The sequence below is a fragment of the Cellulosimicrobium sp. EB106-03-01-XG111 genome, assembly GCF_058792115.1.
The window spans coordinates 1-14,275 of sequence record NZ_JBYTEQ010000001.1 but is presented as its reverse complement, the minus strand read 5'-3'; the positions used below and the strand labels follow the sequence as shown (position 1 = coordinate 14,275).

Here is a 14,275-nt window from a genome sequence, read left to right as displayed (position 1 = left end):
ACCGTACCCAGGTAGAGCCGCAGGTCGCGAGATCGACCCGCCCGGCATCCTCCCCGGCACCCCGCCGGCGCCCCACCGGCACCACGCGCACGGGGCACCGGGTGGCGAGGGGCTCAGTGCGAGGGCATCTCCAGGCAGCCGCCGTCCGCGATCGGTCCGCCCGCCTCGAGCGTCACGGCGTCGGGCGCGACGCCCCCGAACACGCAGCCGCCCGGGACGGCGACGCCCACGCCGACGGTCGTCGCGACCTCGCCGGACGCCGTCGTGCCCACGACCTGCACGGTCTCGAACCCCGCGGCGGCGAGCGCCGTCGCGACCTCGTCGGCGTCGACCGCCGAGCCGTCCGCGACCGGGTCGAGCGCGGCGCGGACCGCGGGCACCGAGCGGGCCGCCTCGGCGTCGCGCTCGGGGGTGCCCTGGCGCTGGCGGTACGCCTCGTTCGACGCGTCGAGCGTCGTCTCCCGCCCGGTCTCGGCGCCGTCCGTGGTGCTCGCCGGGGCGCTCGCCACCGACCGCTCGGCGGAGGAGTCCCGCTGGTCGGCCCACGACTGGATGCCGACCGTCACGACGACGAAGTACCCCACCACGCCGACGAACGCGAAGATCGCGATGCCCACCACCACGCCGACCACCGCCCGCATCACGGGCGAGGTGGTGTCCGGGCCCTCGTCCGGGCCGTCGTCCGGCACCCGCGTCGTCATGTCCCGAGTCTGTCCCGCCGGGGCGCCGGAGGCCACCGAGATTCCGCCCGCTCCTACTGCTCGCGAGCGGCGCGGACGCCCTCGAGCCAGCGGTCGAACTCCTCCGCGAGCTCCTGCGGGGACATCCGGAGCGCCTCGGCCGGGCTCGTCGCCTCCCGGCCTGCGACGTACAACCGGCGCACCATGTCGGTCTTCGGGGTCCACGGGCGCATGGAGGCGTCCCTTCTCTCAGCTGTTGGCATCGCGCACATACTTCAGCACGCCACGGTCAGGCTCGCGCGCGCTCGACCGGGGTCGGGACGGGTTCCGCACGACGTCACACCCGCGGTGCGAGGATGGGACGGGCCCGGACGCACCGGCGCCTCGCCCGAGGAGGTCCCATGAGCCTGTACGACATCCCGTTCGACGCCATGGACGGGACGGCGCACACCCTGCGCGAGCACGCGGACGACGTCGTGCTGGTCGTCAACGTCGCGTCGCGCTGCGGGCTCGCGCCGCAGTACGCGACGCTCGAGGCGATGCAGGACAAGTACCGCGACCGCGGGTTCACCGTCATCGGGTTCCCCAGCAACCAGTTCCTCCAGGAGCTCGGCACCAACCAGGCGATCCAGGAGTTCTGCTCGCTCACCTACGGCGTGACGTTCCCCGTGGTGGACCGCGTGCGCGTCAACGGCCGTCACGCGCACCCGCTGTACACGGAGCTCAAGAAGACGCCCGACGCCGACGGCAAGGCGGGGCGCGTCACGTGGAACTTCGAGAAGTTCCTCGTCCTGCCGGGCGGCGAGGTGCACCGGTTCCGGCCGCGCACGCTGCCCGACGACCCGGCGATCGTCGGGCTCGTCGAGACGCACCTCCCCCGCTGACCCCGCCCGCTCCGGCCGCCCCGGTCGGCCCGGACGGCCCGGGCAGCGGCCGCTCAGCGGACGACGAGCGCGGGGTGCCGCGGGTCGTCGACCCGCACGACGACGTCCGCCACGTCCTCGGGCCGGACCTCCTGCGCGTACCGCGCCCAGGCGGCGAGCGTCCACGCCGCGTCGGGCGCGGTGCGGCGCGCGAGCGTCGCGGGGCGCAGGGCGAGGTGCACGGAGAAGTCGAGCGCGAGGCCGAGCCCCAGGCAGAGCGCGCCGTCGAGCACGACGACGAGGCCCGGCTCGGCCTCGACGTACGCGGCGCGCGTCGACCGGCTCGTCGCGGGGTCGCGCAGGCTCGGCAGGTAGCGCCCGGACCCGCCCGGCCCGACGGCGTCGAGCACCTCACGCTGGAGCCCGGCCACGTCGACCCACTCGTCGAGGAGGGCGTCGGGGTCCTCGCGCCCGCGCTCGAGGCGCAGCGACGCGGGACGCCAGAAGTCCTGCACGCGCACGCGCGCGACCGGGCGGCCCGCCGCGCGCAGCGGCGCGACCAGACGGTCGGCGAGCGCCTCGGGCCGCGTGGAGGGGTGTCCGTCGACGACGAGGCGGACCGCCCCGGGCCGCTCGCGCCCGACGGCGAGCACGCGCTCGACGACCCGGTCGACGAGCACGTCCTCGCTCACCGGCTCGACGCGCACCGGCTCTCCCCGCATCGGTTCGGCCCGCATCGGTTCGGCCCGCATCGTTCGACCCGCACCGCGTCAGGATGCCACGGGCGGCGCGACCGGGTCCGCGCGCTCGGCCAGCCACGCGCGCGGGGAGCGGCCGACGCGATGGCTGAACGCGCGCGAGAACGCGGCGGGCGTCGCGTACCCGAGCTCGGTCGCGGTCCGACTCACCGAGGCGCCTGCGCGGAGCCGGTCCTGCGCGACGGTGACGCGCCAGCCGGTCACGTAGTCGCCGGGCGGCTGCCCCACGACGGCGGTGAACCGGGCGGCGAACGCGCTCCGGGACAGGTGCGCCGCACGCGCCATCGACGCGAGCGTCCAGGACTCCCCCGGCGCCTCGTGGACCGCGACGAGCACGGGCGCGAGGCGCTCGTCGGCGAGGCCGGGGAGCAGACCCGGCGGGAGCGCGAGGTCGTCGGCGTGGTCGAGGATCCACCGGAAGAGCTGCACGAGCACGACCTCGAAGAGCCGGTCGGCGAGGACACGGCGGCCGCAGCGGACGTCGTCGATCTCGCGGAAGAGCAGGTCGAGCGCGGGCTCGAGCCCCGCGACGTCGTCGAGCGGCAGCACGAGCACGGGCGGCAGCGTCCGCACGAGGGGGTGCGTGGCGCCGCCCTCGACGTCGAGCGTCGCGCACGCGAAGTCGGAGTCCTCGGTGGGCGCGTTGTGGAACGCGTGGTCGAGCGGGCGCGGGTAGAAGAGCAGGCTCGGGCGGTCGACGCTGCGGCGCTCGACCCGGCCGTCCGCGCCGACGTGGGTCATGTCCATCTCGCCGCGCCGGAGCACGTGCAGGAAGCCGCGGCCGGGCCGCGCGTCGAACGTCGTGACGCCGCACAGCGGCCCGGTGTGGAAGAGGTGCGTCCGCACGCGGAACCGCTCGAGCAGGTGCGAGAGCCGGTCGACGGGAGCCATCACCCCAGGATGCCAGACGATCGGACACGTTCCGAGGACGATTCGTTCCCCGTCGTCCGGCGCGACCGACCAGGCTGGACGACGTCGGCCCCGCCCGGGACCGGCGTCCCGCACCCGGAGGAGATCCCCGTGTCCCGTGTCCCCCTCGTCAGCCCCGAGTCCGCGACCGGCCCCGTCGCCGACGGGCTCGACCAGATCCGTGCCGCGTTCGGCGGCGTCCCGGCGATGTTCCGGGCGGTCGCGAACTCGCCCGCCGCCCTCCAGAGCATGTGGGGCGCGTTCGGCGCCCTCGGCACCGGCACGCTCGGCGCCGCGGTCGGCGAGCAGATCGCCGTCGCCGTCGCGAACCGGAACGCGTGCGAGTACTGCCTCGCCGCCCACACCGCGCTCGGGCGCAAGGCCGGCGTGGCGCGCGACGACCTCGCCGCCGCGCAGGACGGCACCGCGTCCGACCCGCGCGTCGAGGCGCTGCTCCGCTTCGCGCTCGCCCTCGTCGAGGAGCGCGGCCACGTGACGGCGCAGGACGTCCAGGCGGTCCGCGACGCGGGATGGACCGACGAGCAGGTGGTCGAGGTCGTCGCGCACGTCGCGCTCAACCTGTTCACCAACTACGTCAACGTCGCGCTCGACGTCCCCGTCGACTTCCCCGCCGTCGGCCTGCGCCGCGCCGCCTGAGAGGAGCCACCGTGCCGTCCCACCCCGCCGCACCGTCCCACCCTGCCGACCCGCGCGCCCCCGGCGCCCCCGCCCCGGGGCGCGGGAGCGCCGTCGTGCTGGAGGTGCGCACCGGCGGGGTGGGCACGGTGGCCCACCGCGGGCGCGAGGTGCCGACGGCGTTCCGCAAGCAGCCGCGCGTCGACCCCGTCGCGGTCGGGGAGGAAGGGCTCGAGGGCGACACCCAGGCCGACCGGCGCGTGCACGGCGGCCCCGAGAAGGCGGTGTGCGTCTACCCGGTCGAGCACTACGCGGCGTGGCGCGACGAGCTCGGCGTCGACCTCCCGCCCGGTGCGTTCGGGGAGAACCTCCTGACGCGCGGGCTCACCGAGGACGACCTGCTGCTCGGCGACGTGCTCGCCCTCGGGACGACGACCCTCCAGGTGAGCATGCCGCGCCGCCCCTGCTACAAGCTCGCGGCGGTCCACGGTCTCGTCGACCTCCCGGACCGGGTCCAGGCGTCGGGTCGCACGGGCTGGTACCTGCGCGTGCTCACGCCCGGCACGGTGCGCGCGGGCGCGACCGCGGTCGTCGTCGACCGGCCGGACCGGAGCGCCACGGTGCGCGAGGTCAACCGGGTGATGAACCTCGACCGCGACGACCTCGCGGCCGCTGCGGCGCTCGCCGCCCTCCCGACGCTCCCCGCGCGCTGGCGCGACACGCTCGCGCGTCGGCTCCGGGGCGCCACCGAGGACGACCGGGCCCGGCTGCGGGGACCGGCCCCCGAGAGCCCGTGACGCCCGCGCCGCGCCGAGCGGCTCAGGCGCCGGGCGTCGCGCCGCCGTCGGACACCGCGGCCTCGCGCCCGCGCGGGAGGCGGACGACGAGCAGGCACGTGTCGTCCTCGCTGCGGCGATCCCCGGCCTGGTCGAGCAGGTGGTCCCGGGTGGCCGCCGCGCCCGCGTCCGCCGGGGCGCGGCCGAGGGCCCGCGCGAGCTCGACGATCCCCTCGCGCTGGCCGCGCGCCCGCGACTCGACGAGGCCGTCGGTGTAGAGCACGAGCGTGCTCCCGGCCGGTACGTGCAGGTGGACGGCCGCCACCGGCCCGGGCGTGACGACCCCGACCGGCGTGGTGAGGGCGCCGTCGAGCGGCCGCACGACGCCGTCGGGCGTGCGGAGCAGGGGCGACGGGTGGCCGGCCCGGCAGTAGACGAGCTCGCGCCCTCCGTCGGCGTCCGGCGGCCCGAGGGTCGCGACCACGCACGTCGCGACGTCGGCGAGGCCGAACTGCTTCACGAGCCCGTCGAGGCGCGCGACGACGCCGTCGGGCGCGGTGCCGTCCGCCGCGACGGTCAGCAGCGCGGACCGGATCTGGCCCATCGCCGCCGCGGCGTGCATGTCGTGCCCGACGACGTCGCCCACCACGAGGAGCACGCGGCCGTCGGGGAGCTCGAGAGCCTCGAACCAGTCGCCGCCGACCGCGGCCCCCGACGCGCCGGCCGCGGGCCGGTAGACCACGGCGACGTCGAGGTCGTCGAGCGGGGCGAGGCGGGGCAGCATCCGCTCCTGCAGCGTGTGCGCGGCGTCGCGCTCGCGCTCGTAGAGCCGCGCGTTGTCGAGCAGGAGACCGATCCGGTGCCCGAGGTCCTCGAACATCACGGCGTCCTCGTCGCCGAAGGCCCCGGCCTGCGGGCTGACGACGGCGAGCACGCCGACGACCCGGCCCCGGGCCCGCAGCCCCACCGACATCGCGGAGCCGAGCCCGAGCTCCCGCATCGCCGCGAGCTCCTCCTCGTCCGCGTGGGGCGAGACCAGGTCGGGCGTGACGTCGAACGGCCGGGCGAACCGCGCGCCGCCCCCGAGCACGTCGACCGCCGCGAGCGACCGGTCGGCCCAGCCCGGCGTCCGGGACAGGCGCCGGGCCGCGTCGGCGAGCGCCGGGTCGTGCGACGCGACGTCGGTGCGCGAGCGACGGTCCGGGTACGTCACGACGACCGCCCAGCCCGAGAAGACCTCGGCCACGGCGTGCGCCGCCTCGGCCAGCACGTCCTCGACGTCGAGGAGCTCGCCCAGCCGCTCGACGAGCCGCGTCGTCGTGGTCAGCCGACGGTTCGCGGAGATCGCCGCGTCGAGGGCCGCCTCGCGCGACCTCGCCGTCTCGACCCGTGCGGTGACGTCTGCCTGGACGCCGACGAAGTGGGTGAGCGTCCCGTGGTCGTCGTGGACCGGCGAGATGGTGAGCTGGTTCCAGAACGCCGTGCCGTCCTTGCGATAGTTCAGCAGCGTCTCGCCCACCGTGCTGCCGTCGTCGACCGCGGCGCGGATCCTCGCGACCGCCTCGCGGTCGGTGCCCAGGCCCTGGAGGAACCGGCAGTTCGTGCCCAGCACCTCGTCCGCGGTGTAGCCGGTCGTCGCCGTGAACGCGGGGTTGACCCAGACCAGCGGCATACCGGGGGCGCGCGCGTCGGCGATGGTGAACGAGACGTCGCTCGCCGACATCGCCCGGCGTTCGAGCGCGACGGCGAGCCGCTCCGCCTCGGCCAGCGCGGCGGCCGGGGGGTCGGACGGGGAGGTCGAGGTGGCCACGGGGCGCCTCACGGTCGGACGGCGGGCGTCCTGTGCTCGAACGCCCGGAACACTGTCGCACGACGCACGACCGTGCGCGCACGGCCCCCGGGGCGCCGGCTCTTATACGACCGGCAGGCGCAGCGCCTCGCCGAGCGGGACCGACGGACCCTGGAAGGGCACGACGTCCTGCTCGCACGTCGCGCCGTCGGTCGCGTCGAGGTCCACGAGGTACCGCGCGACGGCGGCGTCCGCGCACGCGCTCTTGCCGATGATCGTGTGGCCCCAGCCCTCGACGGTGAGCACGCGGGCGTCGGGCCAGCGGTCCGCGTAGGGCTGCGTGAACCCGTACGGCGTCGCGGGGTCGAACCGGGTGCCGACCACGAGGACGGGGGCGTCCGTCGTCTGGTCCCACGGGCCCGTGAACGCGTCGCGGTCCTCGACGGGCACGAACTCGCACTGGACGCCCACCCAGCCGCGGAAGCGCCCGAAGTGCGGGTACTGCGCGTCGAGCGCGTCGACCTTCGCGGGGTACTGCCACGGGCGGCCGGGGGTCGTCGTGTCGACGCACAGGCTCGCGAGCGCGCCGCCGACGGACGCGTAGTCCTCGGCGAATCCGGCGCGGCGGAGCAGCTCCCCCAGCGAGGGCAGGGCGCCGAGGGTGCGCTGCCGGTCCGCGGCCGCGGGCGGCTCGACGGCGCCGCTCAGCACGGCGAGCGACGCGAGCGTGAGGTCGAGGTCGCCCCACGCGACGGGCTCGTACAGGTACTGGAAGACGAGCGCCACCGTGTCCGGGTACCCGACGCGCACGCTCGTGCCGTCGGGGAGCGGCACGTCGACCGGCGCCTCGCGGAGCGCGGCGTAGGTCGCCTCGACGACGTCGGCCGGGTCGCCGAGCGACGCGAGCGCGCACGCCGACGGCCCCGCCTCCGCGCACAGCCGCGCGAACTCGCCGAACGTCTCGGTCGCGCCGGCGGCCTGCCCGATCCGGGCGCCGATCAGCTCGCGCGACCCGACGCCCGACCACGCGTCGACGTCCATCGTGCCGTCGAGCACCAGGGCGCGGACGCGGTCCGGGAACAGCGCGCCGTAGGTCGCGCCGAGCACCGTGCCGTAGGAGTACCCCACGTAGCTGAGCTGCTCGTCGCCCACGGCCTGGCGCAGCAGGTCCATGTCGCGCGCGACGTTCGCCGTCGACGCGTGGGCGATCCGGTCGCCCGAGAACAGCGTGCACGACGCCCCGAACGCCGCCATCTGGCCGAGGTAGCGCGCCTCCTCGCGGTCGGTCACGGGGAACGCGGGCAGACCCGCGAGGAACGCGTTCTCGCGGTCCTGGTCGCGGAAGCACGTCGCGGGGTCGGACGTCCCGACGGCGCGCGGGTCGAACCCGATGACGTCGAACCGGGCGAGCACGTCGTCGTCGAAGAGCGAGCCCCCGAGCAGGTGCAGCGTCTCGACGCCCGGCCCGCCGGGGCCGCCGAAGTTGGTGAAGAGGCTCCCGATCCGCAGCTCGGGGTCGGACGCCGGGAGCCGCGTGAGGCCGATGGTCGTCGTGCGGCCGTGGGGGCGGTCGTAGTCGGTCGGCACCTGCGCCGTCGCGCACTCGAACGCCTCGAGGCCGTCGCCGTCGCACGGCCCCCAGGCGATCTCGGGCACGGGGGCCTCGACCTGGGCGGCCGTGGTCGGGGCGGGTCCGGTGCGGGCCGACGCCGTGGCGGCACCGGTGCGGGCGGGCTCACCCCCCGGGCCCGCGACGGCCGCGGCGGGTACCCCGCCGAGCAGGAGGACCGCCGCCAGCGACGAGGCGGCGGCGCGGACGGTTCGTGTCGTCATCGATCGCGAAGTCATCGCTCCCCATCCGACCACGGGCCCGCGAGGACCGCACCCGGACCCCGGGCGGGGTCCGGCCGGGTCAGCGCAGAGCGACGACGGCGACCCCCGCCGCGACGGCGAGGGGCGCGAGCACGAGGCCCTGGCGGATCACGTGCCACGCGGGCGGCGCCTCCTGCCCGAACGTGTGGCGGCGGTACTGCTGCCACCACAGCACCGTCGCGAGGGACGCCCACGGTGTGATCAGGGGGCCGGCGTTCACCGCGACGAGGAGCGTCGCGAGCCGGTCGGCGCTCTCCCCGGCGGCGGGCAGCAGCGCCAGGAACGCGGGCAGGTTGTTCACGAGGTTCGCCGCGACGACGCCGGTCGCGGCGAGCCGCGCCAGGTCGCCCGGCCCGTCACCCGTGCCCGCGACGGTCGCGAGGAGGTCGCCGAGCCCGTGCGCGTGCCAGGTCTCCACGACCACGAACAGCGCCGCCACGACCACGGCGGACCGCCACGGCAGCATCTCGCGCACCGGCACGAGCGGGCGCACGCGCCGCCACCACGTCGCGAGCGCGAGCACCGCCGCGCCCGCGAGCGCCGTCGGCGCGACGGGCAGCTCGAGCGCGAACGCGACCGCGAGGAGCACGACGACGGCCCCGGTGACGCGCAGGAGCACCCGGTCGGGCGGCGTCGGGCCGGGGCCCACGAGGTCGAACCGCCCGCGCAGGTGGCGGCCGTGCAGCGCGAGGAGCACGACGACCGTCACGGCGAGCACCGCGAGCGCCGGCGCCCACATCACCCCGACGTACCCGGTGCCGAACCGGTCCGCCGCGAGCAGGTTGGTGAGGTTCGAGACGGGCAGCAGGAGCGACGCCGTGTTGGCGAGCGCGAGCACGGTGAGCGCGAGCGGCAGCGGTCTGGTGCCCGTGCGTCGGGCGAGGGCGAGCACGACGGGCGTGACGAGCACCGCCGTCGTGTCGAGCGACAGCACCACGGTGCTGGCCGTCGCGAGCAGCACGACGAGCACCCACAGCACGATCCGACGGCCCCCGGCGAGCCGCGCCGCCCGGGCGGCGACGGCGTCGAACAGGCCCGCGCCCGCGCACAGCTCCGCGACCACCGTGATGGCGAGGAGGAACACGAGGACCGGCCCGGTGCGCACGAGCAGGTCGCGCGCGTCCGCCGCGGGGAGCAGCCCCGTCGCGGGGAGCGCGACGACGACCACTGCGGCGAGGAGCCACGGCGGCAGACGACGGCGGCGTCGCCGGTGAGCCGTGCCGGCGGCGGCGTCGGAGTCAGCACCGACATCAGCGGGAGGCTCGGTCGTCACGGCGGTCACTGTACGACCGGCGCGCGTCGCTCGTCGGTCGGGGGCGCGGTCAGCAGCAGTCGCAGGACGGGGCGGCGGCGTCCGTGGGGGCGGCGCGCACGACGGCGGTCGGGGCGCAGCACGCGTCGCCGCGCCAGGCCTCGATGCCCTCCTTGACCGCGACGGCGGCGATGACGAGCGCGGCGAGCGGGTCGGCCCACGACCACCCGAGGGTCGCGTTGAGGACGAGCCCGACGAGCAGGACCGCCGACAGGTACGTGCACAGCAGCGTCTGCTTCGAGTCCGCGACGGCGGACGCCGAGCCGAGCTCGCGTCCGGTGCGGCGCTCGAACCACGACAGGAACGGCATGACGGCGAGGCTCACCGCGGCGAGCCAGATGCCGACGACCGAGTGCTCGGGTTCCGCCGCGCCGAGCAGGGACCGGACGGCGTCGACGGACACGAACACCGCGAGGCCGAGGAACGAGACCGCGATGACGCGCATCGCGGCCCGCTCGCGCCGGTGGGGGTCGGGCGCCGCGAACTGCCAGGCGACCGCGGCAGCCGAGAGGACCTCGACGAGCGAGTCGAGCCCGAACCCGACGAGGGCGGCCGACGACGCGACCCGTCCTGCCGTGATCGCGACGACGGCCTCCACGACGTTCCACGCGATCGTCGCGGCGACGACCCACCGCACGCGCCGCTCGAGGACGGCGCGGCGCGCGGCCGTCAGGGCGGGGGCGGACGGCGGTGCGCCGACGGGGACGGAGGTCATGAGCACGTGCACCCGTCGGGGCCGCAGCAGGTCGGGTCGACCTGGACGACGAGCCGCAGCAGGTCGTCGAGCGCGGGCGCGAGGTGGGGGTCGGCGAGGCGGTACCAGGTGCGGCGCCCGTCGGGGATCGCCTCGACGAGCCCGCACCCGCGCAGGCACGCGAGCTGGTTGGACATGACCTGACGGGAGACGCCGAGCGCGTCGGCGAGGTCGGACGGGTAGGCGGGCGCCTCGCGCAGCGCGAGCAGGACGCGGGCGCGCGTCTCGTCCGACAGGGCGTGCCCCAGCCGCGCGAGGGCGGCGGTGTGCGTGAGGGTGACCGTCTCGACCATGGGTGCGACAGTACACGGACCCGTGTATTCACGGAATGATGTACCGCGGGGGGGTCGCCCGGCGGGCGGGGCGTGGGTGGTCGGCGCGAGGATGGGGCATGCTGCTCGCCGAGGTCGCCGCCACGTCCGACGCCGTCGCCGCTACGCGCTCGCGCCTCGCCAAGCGCGCGGCCATCGCCGACCTGCTGCGGCGCGTCGCGGACGACGCCGAGGCCGGGAGCGCGGAGGTGGAGATCGCCGTCGCGTACCTCGCGGGCGAGCTGCGCCAGCGCCGCACCGGGCTCGGGTGGCGGTCGCTGCGCGACCTCCCCGCCCCTGCCGAGGAACCCGGCCTCACGCTGACCGACGTCGACGCCGCGTTCGCCCGCATGGCGGACCTCTCCGGCCCCGGGTCGTCGACCGCGCGCCAGGCCGAGGCGGCCGCCCTGTTCGGGGCCGCGACGGCGCGCGAGCAGTCGCTCCTCGCCGGGCTCGTCTCGGGTGAGCTGCGCCAGGGCGCGCTCGACTCCGTGGTGGTCGACGCCGTCGCCGAGGCGGCGGGCGTCCCCGCCGACGCGGTGCGGCGCGCGGTCATGCTCGCGGGCGCGACCGGGCCGGTCGCCCGCGCGGCGCTCACCGCGGGCGGCCCGGAGGCCGCGACGGAGGCGCTCGGGACGTTCCGGCTCACCGTCGGCCGCCCGGTGCGACCGATGCTCGCGCAGTCCGCACCCGACGTCGGCGCCGCGCTCGACAAGCTCGGGGCCGCGCCGGGCGGCGAGGACGCGCCGGGCACCGCCGTCGCCGTGGACGTCAAGCTCGACGGCATCCGCATCCAGGTGCACCGCGACGGCGACGACGTGCGCGTCTTCACGCGCTCCCTCGACGACATCACCGAGCGCGTCCCCGAGATCGTCGCGGCCGTGCGGGCGCTCCCCGGCCGGGCGCTCGTCCTCGACGGGGAGGCGCTCGTCGTCGGGCCCGACGGCGTCCCCCGCCCGTTCCAGGAGACCGCCGCCCGCTCCGCGACCCAGGGCGAGCGCACCGCCGCCGAGGAGGCCGAGCTCGCGGCCTCGCTCGAGCTCTCCCCCTTCTTCTTCGACGTGCTCCACGCCGACGGCCGCGACCTGCTGGACGAGCCGCTGCGCGACCGGCTCGCCGTGCTCGACGACCTGCTCACCGACACCGCAGGGCCGCTCGCCGTGCGCCGCCTCGTGACCGACGACGCCGCGGCGGCGACCGCGTTCTTCGACGCCGCCGTCGCCGAGGGCCAGGAGGGCGTCGTGGTGAAGTCGCTCGCCGCGCCCTACGCGGCCGGGCGGCGCGGCGCCGGGTGGGTGAAGGTCAAGCCGCGGCACACGCTCGACCTCGTGGTGCTCGCCGTCGAGCAGGGCTCGGGCCGGCGCAGCGGGTGGCTGTCGAACATCTGGCTCGGCGCGCGCGACCCCGAGGGCGGGTTCGTCATGCTCGGCAAGACGTTCAAGGGCATGACCGACGAGATGCTCGCGTGGCAGACGCAGCGCTTCCGCGAGCTCCAGACCTCCGACGAGGGGTACGTCGTGCACGTGCGCCCCGAGCAGGTCGTCGAGATCGCGTTCGACGGCCTCCAGCGCTCGACCCGCTACCCCGGCGGGCTCGCGCTGCGCTTCGCGCGCGTCGTCCGGTACCGCGACGACAAGACGGCCGCCGAGACCGACACGATCGACACGGTCCGGGCGCTCGCGCGGCCGCTGGGGGGCGGCGCGACGGACGGGCCTGACGCGGAGGGCTGAGCGGACGGCGCGTCGAACGCGGCGGAGAGCCGTCCGGCGGTGGGTGCATCCGCGGGCGGCGGTCCGGGTGAAGGAGAGGTGGACGCCGCACCGGCGTCCGACGGCGTTCCCGCCGTCCCGTGCACGACGAAGGGACTCGACGATGAACCTCCGACGCACGCTCACCGCGGCAGGAGCCGCGCTCCTCGCCCTGACGGCGGCGGCCGCACCGGCCGTCGCGGCACCCGCCCCCTCGGCGGCGCCGCCGTCGGGCACCACGAGCCTCGCCTCGGTGCTCGCGGCCGACGGCGACACGTTCGACCGCAACTGGTACGACTTCGACATCGTCGACCAGGCCGTGGCCGCGGTCCTCGCCGCCAAGCCGGACAGCCCGGTGGCGGTCCTGGCCGACGGCACGGTGCCGCTCACCGCGTTCCTGCCGAACGACCGGGCGTTCCAGCTCCTCGCGCTCGACCTCACGCACCGCTGGCAGCCCACCGAGGAGCGCGTGCTCACCTCGCTCGCCGGCGCGGTCGGCATCGACGCGATCGAGCAGGTCCTGCTCTACCACGTCGTCCCCGGCGCGACGATCGACTCCCGCACCGCGCTGCGGTCCGACGACGCCGTCCTCACCACGGCGCAGGGCGCGACGTTCCGGGTCGACGTGCTGAGCAAGCGCCTCGCCCTGGTCCGCCTCGTCGACCAGGACCGCGACGACCTCGACCCGTTCCTCGTGAAGAGCAAGCTCGACCTCAACAAGGGCAACGTCCAGATCGCGCACGGCATCAGCGCGGTGCTGCGGCCGCAGAACCTCTGACGAGCCCGACCTCCCGCGCCCGGCCCCGCACCCGCGGGGCCGGGCACCTTTTTTGATGCGTGTGCATCCAGATCCGCACCTGCGGGGGAAGAGGGGGTGTCAGCAGATCGAGCGCCCGGGACGGACCGGGCTCGACCACCGGAGGACACCATGCACCGCACCGCACGACGCACCGCCGCGCTCGCGGGCGCAGCGACCCTCGTCGCGCTGGGGGCCGTCGCGCTCCCGGCCCAGGCCGCCACCGACGACGGCGCCTCGCTCTCCGTCCTGCACGGCGTGCCGGACACGCCCGTGGACGTGTGGGTGAACGACGAGCTCACGCTCGACGACTTCCAGCCCGGCGACCTCGCCGGCCCGCTCGACCTCCCCGCCGGGACGTACACGGTCGCGATCACCGCGCCCGACGCCACGGACACGAGCTCCCCGGTCATCGGCCCGGTCGACCTCCAGCTCGCGGGCGGCACGAGCTACACCGCCGTCGCGCACCTCGACGCGGGCGGCCAGCCGACCGCGACGCTCTTCACGAACGACACGAAGCCGACGGCCGCGGGCCAGGGCCGGCTGACCGTGCGGCACGTCGCTGCGGCGCCCGCGGTCGACGTCCTCGCAGGCGGCACCGCCGTCGTGACGGGGCTGGAGAACCCGAAGGAGGCCGTGCTCGACCTGCCGGCCGGCACGATCTCGGCGACCGTCGCCGCGGCGGGCACCACGGAGCCCGTGCTCGGCCCGGCCGACCTCACGGTCGCCGAGGGCGTCAACACGATCGCGTACGCGTGGGGCAGCCTCGACGCGGGCAACCTCGCCCTCGCGACCCAGACGGTCGAGGGCCTGCACTCGTCGCCGTCGGGCGTCCCGGCCGGGCTCTCGGGCCTCGCGGCGGCCGACGCGCCGAGCACCGCGACGGGCGTGGCCATCGCGTTCGGCGCGTCCCTGTTCGGCCTCCTGCTCGTCGCCGCGACCGTCATGCTGGCACGCGCGTGGCGCCAGCAGCACGCGGCCCACGCCGTCCGGAGCGACCGGACGGCATGACGCAGCGCACGACCGCCGGTCCCGGGGGGGAGGGGGGGGGGGAGGGGGGGGGGGGGGGGG

General features: G+C 76.5%; 15 protein-coding genes. 6 read left to right on the top strand and 9 right to left on the bottom strand.

All coding sequences use genetic code 11. The features are described from left to right. Window positions 1–113: 113 nt before the first annotated feature. Both AC3WT4_RS00075 and AC3WT4_RS00070 read right to left on the bottom strand, forming a co-directional pair. A complete protein-coding gene (locus AC3WT4_RS00075; RefSeq protein ID WP_492314354.1) occupies window positions 114–701 on the bottom strand; it encodes a DUF6993 domain-containing protein in 588 nt (195 codons plus the stop codon). 53 nt (window positions 702–754) lie between these two features. Next, window positions 755–913 (bottom strand): hypothetical protein, encoded by a 159-nt coding sequence (locus AC3WT4_RS00070; RefSeq protein WP_021483806.1) that lies wholly within the window; start codon window positions 911–913, stop codon window positions 755–757. Between the two features lie 168 nt (window positions 914–1,081). Here AC3WT4_RS00070 and AC3WT4_RS00065 point away from each other — a divergent pair, with 168 nt between their 5' ends. Beyond that, window positions 1,082–1,564, top strand: a complete 483-nt coding sequence (locus tag AC3WT4_RS00065) for a glutathione peroxidase (protein ID WP_492314353.1) — start codon at window positions 1,082–1,084, stop codon at window positions 1,562–1,564. 53 nt (window positions 1,565–1,617) lie between these two features. Here AC3WT4_RS00065 and AC3WT4_RS00060 read toward each other — a convergent pair whose 3' ends face one another. Both AC3WT4_RS00060 and AC3WT4_RS00055 read right to left on the bottom strand, forming a co-directional pair. Next, the gene (locus AC3WT4_RS00060; RefSeq protein ID WP_492314352.1) at window positions 1,618–2,280 is read right to left on the bottom strand and encodes a nucleoside/nucleotide kinase family protein; all 663 of its coding nucleotides are present in this window, start codon (window positions 2,278–2,280) and stop codon (window positions 1,618–1,620) included. Between the two features lie 33 nt (window positions 2,281–2,313). Continuing rightward, window positions 2,314–3,192 carry an AraC family transcriptional regulator gene (locus AC3WT4_RS00055; RefSeq protein WP_108051144.1) on the bottom strand — a complete coding sequence of 293 codons (879 nt, stop codon included), beginning with the start codon at window positions 3,190–3,192 and terminating at the stop codon, window positions 2,314–2,316. Window positions 3,193–3,321: 129 nt separating this feature from the next. On the opposite strand from AC3WT4_RS00055, the gene AC3WT4_RS00050 reads away from it, so the two are divergent. Both AC3WT4_RS00050 and AC3WT4_RS00045 read left to right on the top strand, forming a co-directional pair. Then, on the top strand, window positions 3,322–3,867 hold the full coding sequence (locus AC3WT4_RS00050) for a carboxymuconolactone decarboxylase family protein (RefSeq protein ID WP_074803857.1): 546 nt from the start codon (window positions 3,322–3,324) through the stop codon (window positions 3,865–3,867). Between the two features lie 11 nt (window positions 3,868–3,878). Then, window positions 3,879–4,643, top strand: coding sequence for an MOSC domain-containing protein (locus tag AC3WT4_RS00045; protein ID WP_492314351.1), 765 nt, complete (start codon window positions 3,879–3,881; stop codon window positions 4,641–4,643). 22 nt (window positions 4,644–4,665) lie between these two features. Here the strand turns inward: AC3WT4_RS00045 and AC3WT4_RS00040 are convergent, their stop codons facing one another. From AC3WT4_RS00040 to AC3WT4_RS00020, 5 genes are all read right to left on the bottom strand, one after another. Next, window positions 4,666–6,432, bottom strand: a complete 1,767-nt coding sequence (locus AC3WT4_RS00040) for a PP2C family protein-serine/threonine phosphatase (RefSeq protein ID WP_492314350.1) — start codon at window positions 6,430–6,432, stop codon at window positions 4,666–4,668. A gap of 102 nt (window positions 6,433–6,534) precedes the next feature. After that, complete coding sequence (locus tag AC3WT4_RS00035) at window positions 6,535–8,244, bottom strand: alpha/beta hydrolase (protein WP_492314349.1); 1,710 nt, start codon at window positions 8,242–8,244, stop codon at window positions 6,535–6,537. Window positions 8,245–8,323: 79 nt separating this feature from the next. Further along, window positions 8,324–9,556: an SLC13 family permease gene (locus AC3WT4_RS00030; RefSeq protein WP_492314348.1), complete on the bottom strand. Its 1,233-nt coding sequence runs from the start codon at window positions 9,554–9,556 to the stop codon at window positions 8,324–8,326. 49 nt (window positions 9,557–9,605) lie between these two features. Then, complete coding sequence (locus tag AC3WT4_RS00025; RefSeq protein ID WP_492314347.1) at window positions 9,606–10,310, bottom strand: cation efflux transmembrane domain-containing protein; 705 nt, start codon at window positions 10,308–10,310, stop codon at window positions 9,606–9,608. Continuing rightward, window positions 10,307–10,642, bottom strand: a complete 336-nt coding sequence (locus tag AC3WT4_RS00020) for an ArsR/SmtB family transcription factor (RefSeq protein WP_043652840.1) — start codon at window positions 10,640–10,642, stop codon at window positions 10,307–10,309. Before AC3WT4_RS00020 ends, AC3WT4_RS00025 begins: the two co-directional genes overlap by 4 nt. A 98-nt stretch (window positions 10,643–10,740) precedes the next feature. On the opposite strand from AC3WT4_RS00020, the gene AC3WT4_RS00015 reads away from it, so the two are divergent. The 3 genes from AC3WT4_RS00015 (at window position 10,741) to AC3WT4_RS00005 (ending at window position 14,215) form a co-directional block, all read left to right on the top strand. Next, complete coding sequence (locus tag AC3WT4_RS00015) at window positions 10,741–12,390, top strand: ATP-dependent DNA ligase (protein WP_492314346.1); 1,650 nt, start codon at window positions 10,741–10,743, stop codon at window positions 12,388–12,390. A 142-nt stretch (window positions 12,391–12,532) separates the two neighbouring features. Beyond that, window positions 12,533–13,186: a fasciclin domain-containing protein gene (locus AC3WT4_RS00010; RefSeq protein WP_492314345.1), complete on the top strand. Its 654-nt coding sequence runs from the start codon at window positions 12,533–12,535 to the stop codon at window positions 13,184–13,186. 150 nt (window positions 13,187–13,336) lie between these two features. Further along, complete coding sequence (locus AC3WT4_RS00005) at window positions 13,337–14,215, top strand: DUF4397 domain-containing protein (RefSeq protein WP_083384713.1); 879 nt, start codon at window positions 13,337–13,339, stop codon at window positions 14,213–14,215. Window positions 14,216–14,275: the final 60 nt, after the last annotated feature.